The 17,273-nt window shown below is 75.7% G+C and carries 13 protein-coding genes; 8 read left to right on the top strand and 5 right to left on the bottom strand.

Annotation, left to right across the window (positions count from 1 at the left end):
• Window positions 1–79 precede the first annotated feature (79 nt).
• Together AC3ERT_RS00165 and AC3ERT_RS00160 are read right to left on the bottom strand one after the other, a co-directional pair.
• Window positions 80–991 (bottom strand): ABC transporter permease, encoded by a 912-nt coding sequence (locus AC3ERT_RS00165; protein WP_335976142.1) that lies wholly within the window; start codon window positions 989–991, stop codon window positions 80–82.
• Window positions 988–3,774, bottom strand: a complete 2,787-nt coding sequence (locus AC3ERT_RS00160) for an alpha/beta fold hydrolase (RefSeq protein ID WP_435172051.1) — start codon at window positions 3,772–3,774, stop codon at window positions 988–990. The genes AC3ERT_RS00165 and AC3ERT_RS00160 overlap by 4 nt, the downstream gene beginning before the upstream one ends.
• A gap of 557 nt (window positions 3,775–4,331) precedes the next feature.
• On the opposite strand from AC3ERT_RS00160, the gene AC3ERT_RS00155 reads away from it, so the two are divergent.
• Window positions 4,332–4,985 (top strand): hypothetical protein, encoded by a 654-nt coding sequence (locus tag AC3ERT_RS00155; protein ID WP_435172050.1) that lies wholly within the window; start codon window positions 4,332–4,334, stop codon window positions 4,983–4,985.
• Window positions 4,986–4,996: 11 nt separating this feature from the next.
• Here AC3ERT_RS00155 and AC3ERT_RS00150 read toward each other — a convergent pair whose 3' ends face one another.
• The gene (locus AC3ERT_RS00150; protein ID WP_335976130.1) at window positions 4,997–6,058 is read right to left on the bottom strand and encodes an aldo/keto reductase; all 1,062 of its coding nucleotides are present in this window, start codon (window positions 6,056–6,058) and stop codon (window positions 4,997–4,999) included.
• A 131-nt stretch (window positions 6,059–6,189) separates the two neighbouring features.
• Between AC3ERT_RS00150 and AC3ERT_RS00145 the strand changes: the two genes are divergently transcribed.
• From AC3ERT_RS00145 to AC3ERT_RS00135, 3 genes are all read left to right on the top strand, one after another.
• Window positions 6,190–6,837 (top strand): TetR/AcrR family transcriptional regulator, encoded by a 648-nt coding sequence (locus AC3ERT_RS00145; protein ID WP_435172048.1) that lies wholly within the window; start codon window positions 6,190–6,192, stop codon window positions 6,835–6,837.
• Between the two features lie 61 nt (window positions 6,838–6,898).
• Window positions 6,899–7,900: an aldo/keto reductase family protein gene (locus tag AC3ERT_RS00140; protein WP_335976124.1), complete on the top strand. Its 1,002-nt coding sequence runs from the start codon at window positions 6,899–6,901 to the stop codon at window positions 7,898–7,900.
• Between the two features lie 130 nt (window positions 7,901–8,030).
• Entirely contained in the window at window positions 8,031–8,771 is a 741-nt protein-coding gene (locus AC3ERT_RS00135) for a phosphatase PAP2 family protein (RefSeq protein WP_435128050.1), read from the top strand.
• Here the strand turns inward: AC3ERT_RS00135 and AC3ERT_RS00130 are convergent.
• On the bottom strand, window positions 8,761–10,029 hold the full coding sequence (locus AC3ERT_RS00130; protein ID WP_435128052.1) for a transglycosylase family protein: 1,269 nt from the start codon (window positions 10,027–10,029) through the stop codon (window positions 8,761–8,763). The two genes, AC3ERT_RS00135 and AC3ERT_RS00130, sit on opposite strands and share 11 nt — an antisense overlap.
• A 148-nt stretch (window positions 10,030–10,177) precedes the next feature.
• On the opposite strand from AC3ERT_RS00130, the gene AC3ERT_RS00125 reads away from it, so the two are divergent.
• The 4 genes from AC3ERT_RS00125 (at window position 10,178) to rho (ending at window position 16,375) form a co-directional block, all read left to right on the top strand.
• Window positions 10,178–11,179 carry an LLM class flavin-dependent oxidoreductase gene (locus AC3ERT_RS00125; RefSeq protein WP_435128054.1) on the top strand — a complete coding sequence of 334 codons (1,002 nt, stop codon included), beginning with the start codon at window positions 10,178–10,180 and terminating at the stop codon, window positions 11,177–11,179.
• 154 nt (window positions 11,180–11,333) lie between these two features.
• On the top strand, window positions 11,334–12,611 hold the full coding sequence (locus AC3ERT_RS00120; protein WP_435128056.1) for a D-alanyl-D-alanine carboxypeptidase family protein: 1,278 nt from the start codon (window positions 11,334–11,336) through the stop codon (window positions 12,609–12,611).
• A 113-nt stretch (window positions 12,612–12,724) separates the two neighbouring features.
• Window positions 12,725–14,830, top strand: coding sequence for a restriction endonuclease (locus AC3ERT_RS00115; protein WP_435128058.1), 2,106 nt, complete (start codon window positions 12,725–12,727; stop codon window positions 14,828–14,830).
• Between the two features lie 369 nt (window positions 14,831–15,199).
• On the top strand, window positions 15,200–16,375 hold the full coding sequence (gene rho / locus AC3ERT_RS00110; RefSeq protein WP_435128060.1) for a transcription termination factor Rho: 1,176 nt from the start codon (window positions 15,200–15,202) through the stop codon (window positions 16,373–16,375).
• A gap of 62 nt (window positions 16,376–16,437) precedes the next feature.
• Here rho and AC3ERT_RS00105 read toward each other — a convergent pair whose 3' ends face one another.
• Window positions 16,438–17,049: a M23 family metallopeptidase gene (locus AC3ERT_RS00105; protein ID WP_335976092.1), complete on the bottom strand. Its 612-nt coding sequence runs from the start codon at window positions 17,047–17,049 to the stop codon at window positions 16,438–16,440.
• Between the last annotated feature and the right edge of the window lie 224 nt (window positions 17,050–17,273).

Raw genomic sequence — 17,273 nt, 5'->3', positions numbered from 1 at the left:
CCGCGCCGGTCGGGTCGGGCGGGGTCAGGTCCGGGCAGGCCAGGCCGGGTCAGTGCCGGTCAGATCAGGTCAGATCCGCTCAGGACACGATGTCCTTCGTCCGGAAGCCGCGGAAGGCGAGCGCGGTGAACACCACCGCGTACGACACCGAGATCGACGTGCCCTCGGTCATACCGGTCCACTCCGTGACCGGCTGCATCGTGTCCAGCCAGGCGAACTGCCAGTGCGCGGGCAGGACGTCGCGCCACCGGTGCAGCGCGGTCACCGCGTCGAGGACGTTGCCGATGATGGTCAGCCCGACCGCGCCGCCGACCGCGCCCAGCGGCGCGTCGGTGATCGTGGACAGCCAGAACGCCAGCGCCGCGGTGACCAGCTGGCTGAGGAAGAGGTAGCCGACCGAGACCGCCAGCCGCCCGACCGCGGTGCCCGCCGGCACCGTGTCCCCGGTGGGCAGTTCGAGGTCGCCCCAGCCGTACGCGGCCGTGCCCGCCGCGAACGCCACCAGCGGCAGCAGGACCAGCGCCGCCGCGCTGAACCCCAGCGCGACGGTGAACTTCACCGCCAGCAGCCGGGCCCGCGGCACCGGCGCGGCCAGCAGGTAGCGCAGGCTCGACCAGCCCGCCTCGGAGGCGACCGTGTCGCCGCAGAACAGCGCGACCGGCACCACCAGCACGAACCCGGCCGACACGAACAAGGTGGCCGCGGTGAAGTTCGCGCCGGACGCCGTGGCCGTGTTGATCAGGGTGGCCGTGGTGGTGCCGTCGCCCGGGGTGCCGCCGATCGCGAACGCGGCCATCAGCACGAACGGCAGCAGCAGGAGCAGCCCGCCGACCACCAGGGTGCGGCGGCGGCGCAACTGGCGCCGGGCCTCCACCCGCAGCCGCAGCGTACGGCCGGGGCGGTAGCCGGGCGCGGCCACGCGGTCCGTATCGGCCGGGGAGCCGGCCGGCTCCGGCAGCTCGGGCACGGTCGCTTCGGGCACGGTGCTCATGCCGAGCCTCCGATCAGGGTCAGGAACGCGTCCTCCAGGCGGCGGTGCGGGCCGACCTGCGCCACCGGCACGCCGATCCCGACCAGTTCGGCCACCAGCTCGACGGTGCCGGCCCCCTCGGCCATCACGACCAGCAGCCCGTCGTCGGCCGGCACCGCGCTGGCCACCACCGGCAGCGCCGCCGCCCGCTCGACCAGCTCCGGCGTCAACTCCCCCGCCACGCCCACCAGTACGGTGTCGGTCGAGCCGATGATGTCCGCCACCGGCCCCGCGGTGACCAGCCGCCCGCGGTCCATGACCACCAGGTGCGTACAGGTCTGCTCCACCTCCGCCAGCAGGTGGCTGGAGACGATGACGGTCCGGCCGGTGGCGGCGTAGCGGATCATCACCTCGCGCATCTCGCGGATCTGCGGCGGGTCCAGGCCGTTGGTGGGCTCGTCCAGGATCAGCAGATCGGGCAGCCCCAGCATGGCCTGCGCGATCGCCAGGCGCTGCCGCATCCCCTGGGAGTAGGTCCGCACCGCGCGCTGGAGGGCGTCGCCGAGTCCGGCGATCTCCAGCGCCTCGGCGAGGTGGGCGTCCTCGTCCGGGCGGCCGGTCGCCTGCCAGTACAGTTCGAGGTTCTGCCGGCCCGTCAGGTGCGGCAGGAAGCCGGCGCCCTCCACGAACGCGCCGACCCGGGAGAGCACCGGCGCCCCGGGCCGCACCGCCTCCCCGAAGACCCTGATCTCGCCCTCGTCCGGGCGGATCAGCCCCATCAGCATCCGCAGCGTGGTGGTCTTCCCGGCGCCGTTCGGCCCGAGCAGCCCCAGCACCTGGCCGGGCTCGACCTGGAAGCTCAACTCCCGTACCGCGTACCGGTCCGCGGACTTCGCGTACCGCTTGCTCAGCCCGCTGATCCGCAACGGGACCCCGGCCAGCGCCGGATCGGCCGGGCGGGGGCGGACCCGGCGGCGGCCGACCAGCAGCAGTGCGGCGGCGACCACCACCGCGGCCGGCGGCAGCGCCCAGGTCCACCACGGCAGCGTGTGCGCGCCGAGGGCCAGCGCCTGGTCGGTGGGCAGCGTGACGGCGCCGGAGCCGGCCAGGGACACCGTGTAGGCGGCGGGCGCGGCCGGTGTCGCGTAGCCGAGGTCGGTGCTGGCCAGCACCACGGCCAGCCGGTGCCCGGCCTTGAACTTGTGGTCGACCGCCGGCAGCCGCACCCGCACGGTCCGCCCGTCCGGCGAGCCGGTCACCCGGATCGGGGTGGCCAGGCCCGACGGCAGCGTCTCCTGGCCGTCGGCGCGGACGTCGTACAGCTTCGCGAAGAGCACCGCCTCGGGCGCGGTGGTGGCCACCTTGACGGTGACGGTCGGCGCTCCGGTCAGGACGGTGGTGCGGCGCAGCGGTGCGGATTCGAAGCGCGCCGACTGGGCGGCGTAGTCCACCGTGAGGCTGCGGCCGAGCTCGGCGAGCCCGGACAGCGCGCCCGAGCCGGGGACGGCGGAGATCGCCGGCGGTGAGCCGCCGGCGGGGTTGGTGATCTGCTGCGCGCGGCCGGTGAGGGCGATCTGCCGGGTGGCGGTGCCGTCCAGGCCCGGGTAGCGGTCCAGGCTCGCGCCGCTGAGCACCTGGCTGCCGTCGGTGGAGTTGATGCCGGTGACGCGGGTGACGCGGAAGGCGGGGCCGGTGCTGACGCCCTTGTCGCCCTTGAGGTAGCGGTCGAACCAGCGGGTGACCCGGGCGTCGATCCGGGCGTCCTCGGTGTCGCCGCCGTCGTGTCCGCCCTCGATCCAGTCGACGGCCACCGGCACGCCGTTCGCCTTGATCGTCCGGGCCATCGCGTCGGACTGGGCGAGGGTGAACAGCGAGTCGGTCTGGCCCTGCACGACGAGCGTGGGCACCTTGATGCGGCTGCCGACCGCGGCGGGGCTGAGCGCGGCGAGCTGGGCCCGGTCGGCCGCGGTGGGCCGGCCACTGGTGGCGACCCGCTTGTACAGGTCGCAGATCGACGGCTCGAAGCGGCCGCAGACGGGGTCGGAGGGCGCCGCCGGCGCGGCTGCCGCGTCGGCGGAGTTGCCGGAGGAGGCGCTGCCGGAGGACGCGGTGCCGGGGGCGGTGGTCGCGCCCGTGCCGCCTGTGCCGCCCGTACCGGAGGACGCGGTGTCGTCGCCGGTGGTCTCGGGCCGGGCGCCGGAGAAGAGGATGCCGCTCCACAGCTTCTTGTACACGCCGTCGGGCAGCAGCGCGTCGGCGAGGTTCCAGTACGTCTCGCGGGGCGCGATCGCGTCGATCCTGGGGTCGTCGCCCGCGGCGATCAGCGAGATGGCACCGCCGTAGGAGACCCCGGAGATGCCGACCCGGGGGTCGCCGGGCGCGTCGAGCTGCACGTCGGGGCGGGCGGCGAGCCAGTCGACGAGGCGGCTGACGTCGGCGGCCTCGCCGTCCTTCGCGTTGAGCCCGATCCGGCCGCCGGACGCGCCGAAGCCGCGCGCGGACCAGGTCAGCACCGCGTAGCCGTGCTTCGCCAGCGCCTCGGCCTGGCCGCGCACGTCGTCCTTGGTGCCGCCGAAGCCGTGCGCGAGCAGCACCGCGGGCCGCCGCTGGGAGCCGCCGTCGGTGAAGTACGACGTGTCCAGCCGCACTCCCCCGGCCCCGGTCAGCATCGCGTCCGTACGGTGCACCGACCCGCCCGAACCGGCCGCCGCCGCCGTGTCCGTGACGGCCCCGCCCCACGCGAGGGCGGCGAACGCCCCCGCCAGCGCGACCCACTTCCGCCCCCGCGGCCACCGAAGATCCATCCCCTGATCCTAGGCCGTGTCCGACCCATGGCGTCGTCCCGCCCGAAGGGCGGGGCCCAGAGCGCCTGGTGCTCCCCCACGGCCTGCGGCATTGGGCGGTGCCTACCGATCGCAGGGCGGAGAGTGGGGCCCCTCCGCGGCGAAGCCCTGGGGGACCCGAGCGCAGCGGGCCGCGCCGACGACCGGCAAGCTGGGGCCTCCGGCGAAAGGCAGGGGAGAGCCTGTGTGCCAGGCCCCGCCGGCTGGGGGCGCCCCCATGCCCCCTGGCCATGGGGGTGGGATGTGTCAGGAACGGCCTGGTCCGGCAGGCGGGCGGCCCGCACCGCCACAGGGACGCGAGGGCCGCCCGCACGCGGGAGATCGCCGCGGGCGTGGTGGAGGCGTGGGCGGACAGCCGGAGCGCGTCGGGGCGGGTGGTGGGGGTGGCCCCGTGCGCGTGCAGGGCGGCGGCGACGTCGGCGGCGGGGGGCGCCGGACCGCGGAAGGACACGGTGCCGGCGGTCGGGGGCGGGACGGCGCGGGACCGGAATGTCGGTGGCGCGGGATACGGTCGGGGCGTGGGCAAGGGGTTGACGGCGGCGCAGCGCAGGGCGGTCGCGGAGTCCGACCCGGCGACGGGGCGGGTGGCGGCCGGGGCCGCGGTGTGCGCGGCGCTGGTGGCCGCCGGGTTGGCGGTGCGGCACGGCCGCGCCGGGCAGCACTACTTGACGCCGGAGGGCCGCCGGCTGCGGGCCGAACTGGCCGGGCGCGCCGCGGCCCAGGCGGCTCCCGCGGCGGCCGGAGGCGGCCAAGCGGAGCCGGCCGACGGCCGGTTCACCGCCGACGACGGCTCGGGCGCGGTGCGCGCGTCCGCCGGGCGCGCCGCGGAGGTCGCCGCCGCGTGGGAGGGGCTGCGCCAGATCCGCGCGGTGCTGGGGGACGGCGCCTTCGACGTACCGGCGGCCTGGGAGCTTGAGCGGCCGGTGCACGCGGTGGCGCTGGCCCTGGAGGCGGCGGGGGTGCCGCCGCACCGGGGCGATCAGGCGCCGGGCTACCGCGTGGCGCCCTCCGGCCACCCGGGGCTGGTCGAAGTGACCTGGTCCGCGGCGGACTCCGGCCCGGGCGCGCTCGCCAGGGCCGCCGCCCTGCTCGCCCCGGCCGGCTGGCAGGCCACCACCCACCGCACCCGCACCGGCGCCCCCTTCCTCCTGGTCTCCCCCCGCCACGCCTGACGCCCAGGGCCTCAGCCCTCGGCCGCCGGCTCCCCGCTGCCCACCACCGGCGGGTTGAGCCGCGCGAACCCCTCCTGCCGGTGGTAGGGGAAGTACGGATAGGGCGCCGTCCGCGCGCTCGCCGCGTCCAGCCGCGCCATCTGGTCGGGCGTCAGCGTCCAGCCGACGGCGCCGAGGTTCTGCCTCAGCTGCTCCTCGTTGCGGGCGCCGATCAGCACGGAGGAGACCGTCGGCCGCTGGAGCAGCCAGTTGAGGGCGATCTGCGGCACCGCGCGGCCGGTCTCCGCCGCGATCCCGTCGAGCGCGTCCACCACGCGGTGGAGCAGTTCGTCCGCGACCGGCGGGCCGAAGTCCGCGGTCCGGTGCAGCCGGCTGGCGGCGGGCAGCGGCTGCCCGCGCCGGATCTTGCCCGTCAGCCGCCCCCAGCCCAGCGGGCTCCAGACGACCGCGCCGATGCCCTGGTCGAGGCCGAGCGGCATCAACTCCCACTCGTAGTCGCGGCCGACCAGGGAGTAGTACACCTGGTGCGCGACGTAGCGCGGGCGGCCCTGGCGCTCGGCGGCGGCCAGCGACTTCATGGTCTGCCAGCCGGAGAAGTTGGAGACGCCGACGTAGCGGACCTTGCCGGCCCGCACCAGGTCGTCGAGCGCCGCCAGGACCTCCTCGACCGGGGTGCCGGCGTCGAAGGCGTGCAGCTGGAAGAGGTCGATCCGGTCGGTGCCGAGCCGGCGCAGCGCGGCGTCGCACGCGGCGATCAGCCGGGACCGGGAGGTGCCGGCGTCGCCTGGGCCGTCGCCGGTCGGCAGACCGGTCTTGGTGGAGAGGATCACCTCGTCCCGGCGGCCCTTGACCGCCGCGCCGAGCACCTCCTCCGACGCCCCGCCGGAGTAGACGTCGGCGGTGTCGAACATGGTCACCCCGGCGTCCAGGCAGATGTCCACCATGCGGCGCGCCTCGCGGGCCTCGGTGGTGCCCCAGTTGCCGAAGAGCGGGCCCCGCCCGCCGAACGTGCCCGCGCCGAAGCTCAAGGCCGGCACGTGCAGTCCGGACGAACCCAGTCGCCTGTATTCCATGACCGCTCCTCGGTCCGCGCCGCCGTACGGGAGCCCGCGGGGACCCGACACCGACTAACGGGCCTGTAGTTCCGTTAAGGTGGCACCGACGATAGCAGCGCGAGCCGCTTAACGAAACAGGAGTCCCGTTTATGGTGGCGAAGAACGTGGCGAAGGACCAGGACCCCGGTACCGTCCGGCCGGGCGGGCGCACCGCCCGGGTGCGGACGGCGGTGCTCGCCGCCGCCGGCGACGCGCTGGCCGAACAGGGCTTCGCCCACCTCGACCTGGCCGACGTCGCCCGCCGCGCCGAGGTGGGCCGTACGACCGTCTACCGCCGCTGGGGCACCGTGACCGGCCTCGTCGCCGACCTGCTCGCGGACATGGCCGAGACCTCGCTGCCGCGCACCGAGACCGGCTCGCTGCTGGGCGACCTCACCGCCAACGCGCAGCTGGTGCGGCGCACCCTCGCCGACCCGCGGCAGGGCGCCCTGTTCCGCGCGGTGATCGCCGCCGCCACTTGCGAACCGCGCACCGCCGAGGCGCTGCACCGCTTCTACGACACCCGGGTCCAGGAGTGGGCGCCCTGCGTCGAACAGGCCGTCGCCCGGGGCGAGGCACCCGAGGGCACCGACCCCTGCGAGGTCGTCCGCGCGGTCTCCGCGCCCCTGTACTACCGCCTCCTCACCACCGCCGACGCCCCCGACGAGGCCGCCGCCCGCCGCGCGGCGGCCGCGGCCGCCACCGCGGCCCGCGCCGGCGTCTACGTCCGCACGCAGCCCCAGCCCGCCCGGCCCTGACGCCCGGACCTGCGGGGGGACCCTGCCGGCGGGTCATTGCAGGCGCATAGGGTCGGGGGTCATGGAATACCGTCACCTCGGCCGCAGCGGCCTGTTCATCAGCGAGATCGCCTACGGCAACTGGCTCACCCACGGCTCCCAGGTGGAGGAGGACGCCGCCACCGCGTGCGTGCGGGCCGCCCTCGACGCGGGCATCACCACCTTCGACACCGCCGACACCTACGCGCAGACCCGCGCCGAGTCGGTGCTCGGCCGCGCGCTGAAGGGCGAGCGCCGCGAGGGCCTGGAGATCCTCACCAAGGTCTTCTGGCCCACCGGCCCGGGCCTCAACGACCGCGGCCTGTCCCGCAAGCACATCGCCGAGTCGATCAACGCCTCGCTGCGCCGGCTCCAGACCGACCACGTGGACGTCTACCAGGCGCACCGTTTCGACGTCTCCACTCCGCTGGAGGAGACGATGGAGGCGTTCGCCGACGTCGTGCACTCCGGCAAGGCGCACTACATCGGCGTCTCGGAGTGGACCGCGGACCAGATCCGGCGCGGCCACGCGCTCGCCCGCGAGCTGCGTATCCCGCTGGTGTCCAACCAGCCGCAGTACTCCGCGCTGTGGCGGATCATCGAGGGCGAGGTCGTCCCGACCTGCGAGGAACTCGGCCTGGGCCAGGTGGTGTTCTCGCCGATCGCGCAGGGCGTGCTGACCGGCAAGTACCTGCCCGGGCAGCAGCCCCCGGCGGGCTCGCGCGCCACCGACGACAAGGGCGGCTCCGGCATGATCAGCCGCTGGATGCGCGACGACGTGCTGGAGCGGGTGCAACTGCTCCAGCCGCTCGCCGCCGAGGCGGGCCTGTCCACCGCGCAGCTCGCGGTCGCCTGGGTGCTCCAGAACCCGAACGTGTCCGCGGCGATCATCGGCGCCTCCCGCCCCGAGCAGGTCACGGAGAACGCCAAGGCCGCCGGTGTGACGCTGGAGGCCGAGCTGATGGCGCGGATCGAGGAGGCGCTTGCCCCCGTCGCGACCACCGACCCGAAGCGGGTCCACGACAACGTGCCCGAGCGCCGCTGACCGCGCGGCGACTGCCCGGCCGGGCCCGTGCCGCCGCGCGTGGCGGTACGGGCCCGGCCCGCGCCGGGCGTACGCTGACGAGACCGCCCAGACCTCCCCCGCAGACGTCCGCCGAAGGCACGCCCGCCCGATGACCCGCACGCCGTACGACCCGCCGCCGGCCCCGCCGCACCGGTCGCCGTACTCCCGGCGCGGCCTGGCGTGGGCGGTGGGGCTCGCGGCGGCGTTCGCGGCGCTGGCCGCGGTGGTGCTCACCCGCCACGGCACCCCCTACCCCTTCGACACCGGCCCGGTCGACTGGTCGGTACGGCACCGCCCGCACGCCTGGTCGACGGCCGGCCGCTACGTGACCGACGCGGGCACGGGCCCCTTCCCCTACGTGGCGGCGGCGGTCGGCGGGTGGCTGGGCGGCAGCCGGGGGCGGGCGGCCGGCGCCCGCGCCGGGGTGCCCACCGCGCTGCTCGCGGTGGTGGCGCTGCTCGCCGAGCAGATCGTGCGCACCGCGCTGATGACGGCCTTCCACCGGGCGCGGCCCCCGGCCGCGGACTGGGCGGTGGCCGTGACGGGGCACTCCTTCCCGTCCGGGCACACCTCGTCGAGCGCGATGGCGGCCGGGCTGCTGGCGTGGGGCGCGCTGCGGGCCCGCCCGGGTGCGGTGGGCCGGACCGTGGCGGCGGTGTGCGTACTGGCCGCGGCCGCGATCGGCTGCTCCCGGGTCTACCTGGCCGTGCACTGGCCCACGGACGTGCTCGGCGGCTGGCTGTACGCGGGCTGCTGGCTGCTGCTGGTGCTGCCGCCGCTGAGCCGGTTCGCCCGCGCTCAGGAACGCGCGGGCGGTGCCGGTGGTAGCGGGGGCGGGGTCAGACGGTGACGCCGTGGGCGCGCAGGAAGTGCAGCGGGTCGATGTCGTCGCCGTAGTCCGGCCCGGTGCGCATCTCGAAGTGCAGGTGGGGGCCCGTCGCGTTGCCGGTCGCGCCCGAACGCGCGATCCGCTGGCCCTCGTTGACGTGCTGCCCGACCCGCACCGAGATCTGCGAGAGGTGGCCGTACTGGCTGTACTCGCCGTCGGCGTGCTTGATGACGACCTGGTAGCCGTACGCCCCGCCCCAGCCGGCGCTGACCACGGTGCCCGCGGCGACGGAGTGCACCGCGGTGCCGGTGCCGACGAGGAAGTCCACGCCGGTGTGCTGGCCGCTGGCCCAACTGCTGCCGCCCACGTGGTAGCCGGTGCCGATGGCGGCGTGCACGGGCACGGTCCAGCTGGACGTCTTCTTGGCCGCGGCCGCGGGGTGGGCCTTCTTCGGCGCGGACTTCGGCGCGGACTTCGCGGCGGGCTTGGCGGGGGCCGCCTTGGCGGCGGACTTCGCGGCGGGCTTCGCCGGCGCGGCCTTGGCGGACGTGCCGAGCGTGAGGTGCTGGCCGGGTCTGATCAGGTCGGGGTCGTCGCCCACCACCGCGCGGTTGCCCGCGTACAGCGCCGGCCAGCCGCCCTCGACCCGGTGGTCCGCGGCGATGCCCGAGAGCGTGTCGCCGCGCACGACGGTGTAGGGGTCGCCGGCGGCGGGCTTCTTCGCCGGTGCGGCCTCCGAGACGGGCGCGGCTTTCCCGGCCGCGGGCTTCTTGGCTTCGGGCTTCTTGGCCGCGGGCTTCTTGACCTCGGGCTTCGCCGCCGCCTTCGCCGGCTCGGCCTTCTTCGGTGCGGCCTTCTTCGTCCCGGTGGTCACGTGCACGGTGTGCGAGGCCGTCGCCGCCTCGCGGGTCAGCCCGGCCCGCAGGGAGCAGACCGGCCACGCGCGCGGCCCCTGGCTGTCGAGCACCTTCTCGGCGACCGCGATCTGCTCGCTCTTGGAGGCGAGGTCGGCGCGCGGGGCGTACGCGGTCCCGCCGTAGGCGCGCCAGGTGCTGGCGGTGAACTGGAGCCCGCCGTAGTACCCGTTGCCGGTGTTGATCTTCCAGTTGCCGGAGGACTCGCACTTGGCGACCTTGTCCCAGACCCCGGTCGTGGCCGCCTGCGCGCTGCCCACGGCGATCAGCGGCAGCGCGAGCCCGGCGCCGCCCGCGGTGACGGTCAGCGACGCCTGCGAGACCCGGCTCGGACGGTAGCGGCGGTGGCGTCCGCGTAAGGCCATGGCACGCGTCCTTTCCCTCCCCTGCCCGGGCCGTCCCGGGCGGGCCGAAGAAGCGGCCCAAAGATAGGCCCGCCCCGGCGCCGCCACAAGAGCACCCGCACCCGCACCAGGTGGGACTAGGCGGCGCATCCGGGGCGTTGTACTCCAAGTGACCTCCGTGCTGCGCGCCACCCCGTTCTCCGTCCTGGACCGGTCCCGGACCCGTCAGGGCGAGGACCCGCCGTCGGCGCTGCGCGAGACCGTCGGCTTCGCCCGCCGGATCGAGGCGCTGGGGTACCACCGGTTCTGGGTCTCGGAGCACCACAGCGTGCCCGGGGTGGCCGGGTCGGCGCCCACGGTGCTCGCGGCGGCCGTGGCCTCGGCCACCTCGCGGATCAGGGTCGGCACCGGCGGGGTGATGCTGCCCAACCACCGGCCGCTGGTGGTGGCCGAGCAGTTCGGGGTGCTGGAGTCGCTCTTCCCCGGGCGGATCGACATGGGCCTGGGCCGCTCGGTCGGTTTCACCGGCGGGGTGCGCAAGGCGCTGGGCCACGGCAAGGAGGCCGCCGACGGCTTCGGCGACCAGATCGCCGAGTTGCTCGGCTGGTTCGACGGCTCGCAGCGCGCCTACCCGCAAGTGCACGCCTGGCCCGCCGAGGGGCTGCGCCCGGCGCCCTTCCTCCTCGCCACCGGCAGCGGCGCCGACCTGGCCGCCGCCCACGGCCTGCCCCTGGTGATCGGCGCGATACGGGGCGAGGACGCGATGCTGCGGGCCGTGGACCGCTACCGCGCCGCCTTCCGCCCCTCGCCGTGGGCCGCCGCGCCCTATGTGGTGCTCTCCGGCACCGTGGCCGTCGCCGCGACCGGCGAGGCCGCCCGCCGCCTGCTGGTCCCCGAGGCGTGGGCCACCGCCTACTCGCGTACGCACGGCGTCTTCCCCGCGCTCGCGCCCGACGCCTCGATCGCCGCCGCCGCGATGTCCGACGCCGAGCGCGAGCGCTTCGAAGCGGCGATGTCCGGGCAGGTCAGCGGCAGGCCGGACGAGGTCGGGGCGCGGCTGGAGTCCCTGCTGACCCGCAGCGCGGCCGACGAGTTCCTGGTGACCACCAGCACCTACGACCGCGCCGAACTCCTGGAGTCCTACCGCCTGCTGGCCGAGCTGCTGTGCTGACCGCCGCACCCGACGGGCGGTCAGCTCACCCCGCCCGGGGGCGAGGTGACGGCACGTCCGGTCGGCCGCGGGCACTCCCCCGACGGAGCAGCGGCCTCACCGGGATGGACGGCGCCACCGCGCCAGTGGCGTTCATCATTCCTACGGTGATCGCATGACTGCCATCCGTCCCGTTCGCCCCTCCGGTCGCCGCCGCACCGCCGCACCCGCCGCCCTGCCGGCCGCCGTGCTGGCCGCCGCCTGCTGCCTGACCGCGCTGACCGCAGGACCGGCCGCAGCCGCCGGCGGCTCGGCCGGCACCTCCTCCCAGGCGTCGGTGGACCGTACGCTGCTGGCCGAGCCCGGGGTGCACGTCATGCCCCGCGCCGGCGCGCCCGACCTGCCGTCCGGGCTGTCCGCGCTGTCCTGGACGGTCTCCGACGCCCGCACCGGCCAGGTGCTGGCCGCGAAGGACGCGCACCGCAAGCTCCCGCCCGCCTCCACCCTCAAGACCCTCTTCGCCGACACGGTGCTGCCCCGCTTCCCCGGCGACCTCAAGCACAAGGTCAAGGACTCCGACCTGGCCGGGCTCGGCGAGGGCAGCAGCCTGGTCGGGGTGCAGCCCGGCCAGACGTACACCGTCGCCGACCTGTGGCGGGGCGTCTTCCTCGCCTCCGGCAACGACGCCGTGCACGTCCTGGCGAACATGAACGGCTCCGTGGCGAAGACCGTCACCGACATGCAGGCCAAGGCGCGGATGCTGGGCGCCCTGGACACCCACGTCGTCACCCCGGACGGGTACGACGAGCCGGGGCAGGTCTCCTCGGCGTACGACCTGGCGGTGTTCGCCCGGGCCGGGCTCGACAACCCGGACTTCGCGCGGTACGCCTCGACGAAGGACTCGCAGTTCCCCGGCGGCTACGACGCGCACGGCTCGTACGTCTCGTCCTTCGGCATCGAGAACACCAACCGGCTGCTGACCGGCGAGAAGGGCGTCAGCGCGTACCCGGGCCTGGTCGGCGTGAAGAACGGCTACACCACGAACGCGGGCAACACGCTGGTCGCCGCCGCCCGCAAGAACGGCCGTACGATCATCGTCTCGGTGATGAACCCGCAGTCCGGCGAGACCAACGCCGTCTACACCGAGGCGGCCAAGCTGCTCGACTGGGGCTTCGCCGCGGCGGGCCACACCACTTCGGTGGGCACGCTCAACGCCGCGGCGCCCGCGCGGTCCGCCGACGCCGAGCAGGCCGGGAGGACCGGGAAGGCCGCCGGCGCCGGGGGGAGCGCCAAGGCGGCCGGTTCGGCGCCGCAGGAGGCGCACGCCGCCCCCGTCGCCGCGCACTCCGCGGTGGCCTCGCCGACGGCCTGGGCGGTCGGCGGCGCGCTGGTGCTGCTCGCCGGCACCTCGGTGGTGGTCCTGCGGCGGCGCGGCACCGCGAAGAACCGGTGAAGCTCCTGGCAGAGGGGTACTCTCTGTGACGGGGCGGTCGGGCCGGGCGGTGGGCGCGAGCCGGCGGCCGCCCGTGCGCTGACACGCGCCGCCGGAGGGGGAGCCGCAACCAGATGAGCCGTCGTTCGACCGGGTCGGTGGCCACATGGGCCGAGACCCAGCGCCAGCAGCAGCGGCAGGCGGAGGCCCAGCACCGGGCCCGCGAGCAGCAGCGGCGCGAGGCCGAACGGCGGCAGCGGGCCGCCGAGCGCGCCCAGGCCCGCGCGCAGCGCGAGCAGCAGGCGGCGTACCGGCAGCGCCGCGAGGAGGACGCGCGCCGGCGCACCGACGAACTGGACCGCCGCCGGGCCGAGTTGGCGGGCCTGCTGCGGGCGGGCTGCGCGGCGCCGCTCTTCTCGCCCGAATCGCTGGTGCTCTCCGAGGAGTTGGAGCCCTTCGCGCCCGGCCCGCTCGCGGTGCCGGTGGCGCTGCCGCGGCTGGAACAGTACGCCCCGGCTCACCGCTCGGCCTGGAGCCTGGGCCGCCAGGACCGGCAGGTCCGCGAGCGCTACGAGCACGACCTGGCGGTCGCGCGGGCCGCGGAGGCGCAGCGGCAGCGCCAACTCGCCGACTACCAGGAGCGCTACCGCGCCTGGGCGCAGCAGCGGCTGGCCGAGGTGCGCCGGCACAACGCGGGGGTGCGCGACGCGCTGGACCGGCTGCGCGCCGCCGAGCCGGAGGCGGTCGAGGAGTATCTGACCGGGGCGCTGTACGCGTCGCGGGCGTGGCCGGAGGGGCTGCCGCGGCAGGTGTCGGCGAGTTTCGAGGCGGCCGAGCGGCAACTGGTGCTGAACTGGGAGCTGCCCGCGTTCTCGGTGCTGCCGCAGGCTGCCGCGGTGCGCTACCTGCCGAGCGTGGACCGCGACAAGGAGGTGGCCGCCCCGGTCACCGAGCGGCGGGCGGCCTACCGGGACCTGCTGGCGCAGTGCCTGCTGCTGGTGCTGCGCGAGCTGTTCGGCGCGGACCGGTTCGGCCTGCTGGACTCGGTGGTGCTCAACGGCTTCGTGGACGGCACCGATCCGGCCACCGGGCACCGCAGCGCGGTGTTCCTGGCCACCGCGGCGGTCTCCCGGGCGGACTTCGCCGCGGTGAACCTCGCACAGGTCGACGCGGTGGACTGCCTGGTGGACGGGCTGGGCGGCGAGCTGTCGGCGCGCCCGGACCGGCGGGCGGCGGTGGCGCCGCTGCGGCAGCCGGGCGAGGCGGGCCGCCATGTGGTCACGCACGGCGGCGGCGAGGAGCCGGACCTGCTGACGATGGACCCGCTGGAGTTCGAGGAGCTGGTCGCCGAGTTGTTCCGGGCGATGGGCATGCGCGCGCTCACCACGGTGCGCTCCGGTGACGGCGGGGTCGACGTGGACGCGCTCGACCCGGACCCGATCCGCGGCGGCAAGATCGTGGTGCAGGTCAAACGCTACCGCAACACCGTCTCGCCCAGCGCCGTCCGCGACCTTTACGGCACGGTGCAGTCCGAGGGCGCCAACAAGGGTGTCCTGATCACCACTTCGGGCTTCGGGCCGACCTCGCACACCTTCGCCAACGGCAAGCCGCTGACGCTGGTGTCGGGCCCGGAACTGGTGGACCTGCTCCACCAGCACGGGCTGGGCGGGCAGTTGGGCCGGACCCCGGCCGTGGCCGCCGGCGGCCAGGCGCCGACGGCCGGACAGGACCTGGGTGTCGATGACGAGCCGGACGCGAGCGTGCTGGGCATGTGGTGGGCCGGGGACGTGGCGCTGGACGTGTGCGCGCTGGTGTGCGCGGGCGGCCGGGTGCTCGGCGATGACCACTTCGTCTTCTACAACAACCCGCGCACCCCGGACGGCAGTGTGCGGATGATGCCGCCGCTCGGCGGTGACAAGGCGGCGATCTGGGTGGGCTTCGACCGGCTGCCGGCCACCGCGGACCGGGTGGTGCTGGTCGCGGCGATCGACCCCGCGGTGAACCCGGATGCCGACCTGGCGGGCTTCACCGACGCCCGGATACGCCTGACCGACCCGCAGGGCAGCGAGGCGGACCGGCTGGCTGTCTCCGACGGCCGCCCCGGCGAGACCGCGCTCGTGCTCGGCTCCTTCCGCCGCCGCTCCGGCGACGACTGGGCCTTCGTGCCCGGCGGCAAGGGCTACCAGGGGCCCGGCGGCCTGGTCGAGCTGGTGCAGGAGCACGGCATCGAGGTGGAGTAGGGCGGCGGCGGTCCGCCGTGTGCTACAGTCACCGTAGGGACTTGTAGGTTGCGTCTTTTCTGACAGCGCCTCGTCCCCTCCCCCGCTCGGTTCTCGTCCGAGTGCGGTGCCTTCTCCCGCAGTGCGCGTCCCGCCGCTCCCCACGTCCGACGTCGTGGTGCGTGCGCCGAGCCGCACGGCGCGTCTTTCCGTACGGCGCGCTTTCCCGTACGGCGCGGCAGCGGCGGTCCTCTCCCGCCCGCGCCCTGCCGTCCTCCGCGGTACCCGGAGCGTGAGTCCTCCGCCCGGACCGCCCCTCCCCCTCCCATGCGACCCGGTGGCGCCCGACGCCGCCGACCCGAACTTTCCGTCCGCGAAAGGACGACTTCCATGACCGACACGATCACCTACCCCACGACAGACATCACGACCGAACGCCCGCCCGCCCGGCGGGAGGTGCCGCAGCGGGTGACCGGCGTGCTCGACACCGAGCGCGGCGGCCAGGCCCGGCTGCGCGGCCCCGGCCTGCTCCCCTCGCCCGACGACCCGGCGGTGCCGCAGGCGCTGGTGCGCCGTGCCGGGCTGCGCAGGGGCGACCTGGTCGAGGGCACCACCGGCAAGCCGGGCGCCCTCGCCGACGTCCACCTGGTCAACGGGCTGCCGCCCGCCCCGGCGCGCCCCCGCTTCGCCGACCTCACCCCGCTGCACCCCAAGGAGGCGCTGCGGCTGGAGAGTTCGGCACTGAGGGGCTCGCCGGCCGCCGCGAACCGGGTCATCGACCTGATGGCGCCGGTCGGCAAGGGCCAGCGCGGGCTGATCGTCGCGCCGCCCAAGGCCGGCAAGACCGTGCTGCTCCAGGGCATCGCGGCCGCGGTCGCCACCAACCACCCCGAGGCGCACCTGATGGTGCTGCTCGTCGACGAACGGCCCGAGGAGGTCACCGAGATGCGGGCGAGCGTCCGCGGCGAGGTCATCTCCTCGACCTTCGACCAGCCCGCCCGGCAGCACATCCAGGTCGCCGAACTCGCCGTCGAGCGCGCCAAGCGGCTGGTCGAGCAGGGCCGAGACGTCGTCCTGCTGCTCGACTCCCTGACCCGGCTGTGCCGCGCCCACAACAACAGCGGTGCCGGCAGCGGCCGTACGCTCTCCGGCGGGGTGGACGCCGCCGCGCTGCTCGGGCCGAAGAAGCTGTTCGGCGCGGCCCGGCTCGCCGAGGAGGGCGGGTCCCTCACGATCCTGGCGACCGCGCTGGTCGACACCGGCTCGCGCGCCGACGACTTCTACTACGAAGAGCTCAAGAGCACCGGCAACATGGAGCTGCACCTCGACCGGTTCCTCGCCGAGCGGCGGGTCTTCCCCTCGATCGACATCGCGACCTCCGGCACCCGCCGCGAGGAACTGCTGCTGCCCGCCGAGGAGTTGGCCGTCCGCCACCACCTGCGCCGGGCCCTGGTCTCCCGCGACCCGCACGCCGCCACCGAAGTGCTCCTCACCCGCCTGCGCGAGACCCCGACGAACGCGGACTTCCTGCGCACCGCCCGCGCCACCCTCCCCGGCGCGGCATAGCCCCGCGCGAGTACCGGCCCGCGCCGCGGGGCCCCGCCACACCGGCGGGGCCGCCGCGTCCGTCAGATGGTGACGCCGTGGCCGCTCATGTACGCCACCGGGTCGATGTCCGAGCCGTAGCTCGGCGTGGTGCGCACCTCGAAGTGCAGGTGCGGGCCGGTGACGTTGCCGGTCGCGCCCGACACGCCGATCTGCGTGCCCTCGGTGACGGTCTGGCCGGCGGAGACCAGTACCTTCGACAGGTGGCCGTACAGCGTGTACTTGCCGTCGGCGTGGCGGACGATCACGTCGTTGCCGTACGCGCCGTCCCAGCCGGCCGAGACCACGGTGCCCGCGGCGACGACGTGCACGGGGGTGCCGGAGCCGACGAGGAAGTCGACGCCGGTGTGGGAACCGCTGGACCACAGCGAGCCGGACGCCTTGTAGCCGGTGCCGATGGCGGCGTCGCCGACGGGCTTCATGTAGCCGGTGGCGGCGGACTTCGCGGCGGTGGTGGTCGCGGTGGCAGCGGTGGCGCTCTTGACCGGGGTGGCCGCGCCGGCGTGGGTCGCGGCCACCAGCGGCAGCACCAGCGCGGCGCCGCCGGCGCCCGCGGCCACGTAGAGGCGGGTGAGACGGGGCAGGCGGCGGCCGCCCAGGGTGCTGGACCTGCGGTGCCGGTTGTGTGCGGGCATGGGGGATGTCCTCTCCTACGCCTGCGAGGTGAGCTGTCGGGTTCGGGCAGGAGATGCCCGGCCGCGGCTGCGGCTTCACCCCGAGCCGCCCGGGTGCGGCCGCCGCTGGCGCGGCGGCCGGTCCGGGCGGCGGACTACCGTGGGTCCCCCGCTCCTGCCGTGTCGGTGCTCGGGTGGTCCGCGCGTCGGGCGGTGGCAGGACTCGGCGGTCCGCCCGGCGGATG

It is taken from the genome of Actinacidiphila sp. bgisy145, from assembly GCF_057708125.1.
The sequence above is the reverse complement of the archived record's forward strand: the minus strand, read 5'-3'. Positions and strand labels throughout refer to the sequence as shown.

Coding starts and splice junctions, on each gene's coding strand:
- AC3ERT_RS00120 (WP_435128056.1), top strand. CDS start 11,334: ATGACTGCCATCCGTCCCGTTCGCCCCTCCGGTCGCCGCCGCACCGCC.
- rho (WP_435128060.1), top strand. CDS start 15,200: ATGACCGACACGATCACCTACCCCACGACAGACATCACGACCGAACGC.
- AC3ERT_RS00105 (WP_335976092.1), bottom strand. CDS start 17,049: ATGCCCGCACACAACCGGCACCGCAGGTCCAGCACCCTGGGCGGCCGC.
- AC3ERT_RS00115 (WP_435128058.1), top strand. CDS start 12,725: ATGAGCCGTCGTTCGACCGGGTCGGTGGCCACATGGGCCGAGACCCAG.
- AC3ERT_RS00140 (WP_335976124.1), top strand. CDS start 6,899: ATGGAATACCGTCACCTCGGCCGCAGCGGCCTGTTCATCAGCGAGATC.
- AC3ERT_RS00150 (WP_335976130.1), bottom strand. CDS start 6,058: ATGGAATACAGGCGACTGGGTTCGTCCGGACTGCACGTGCCGGCCTTG.
- AC3ERT_RS00160 (WP_435172051.1), bottom strand. CDS start 3,774: ATGGATCTTCGGTGGCCGCGGGGGCGGAAGTGGGTCGCGCTGGCGGGG.
- AC3ERT_RS00165 (WP_335976142.1), bottom strand. CDS start 991: ATGAGCACCGTGCCCGAAGCGACCGTGCCCGAGCTGCCGGAGCCGGCC.
- AC3ERT_RS00145 (WP_435172048.1), top strand. CDS start 6,190: ATGGTGGCGAAGAACGTGGCGAAGGACCAGGACCCCGGTACCGTCCGG.
- AC3ERT_RS00130 (WP_435128052.1), bottom strand. CDS start 10,029: ATGGCCTTACGCGGACGCCACCGCCGCTACCGTCCGAGCCGGGTCTCG.
- AC3ERT_RS00135 (WP_435128050.1), top strand. CDS start 8,031: ATGACCCGCACGCCGTACGACCCGCCGCCGGCCCCGCCGCACCGGTCG.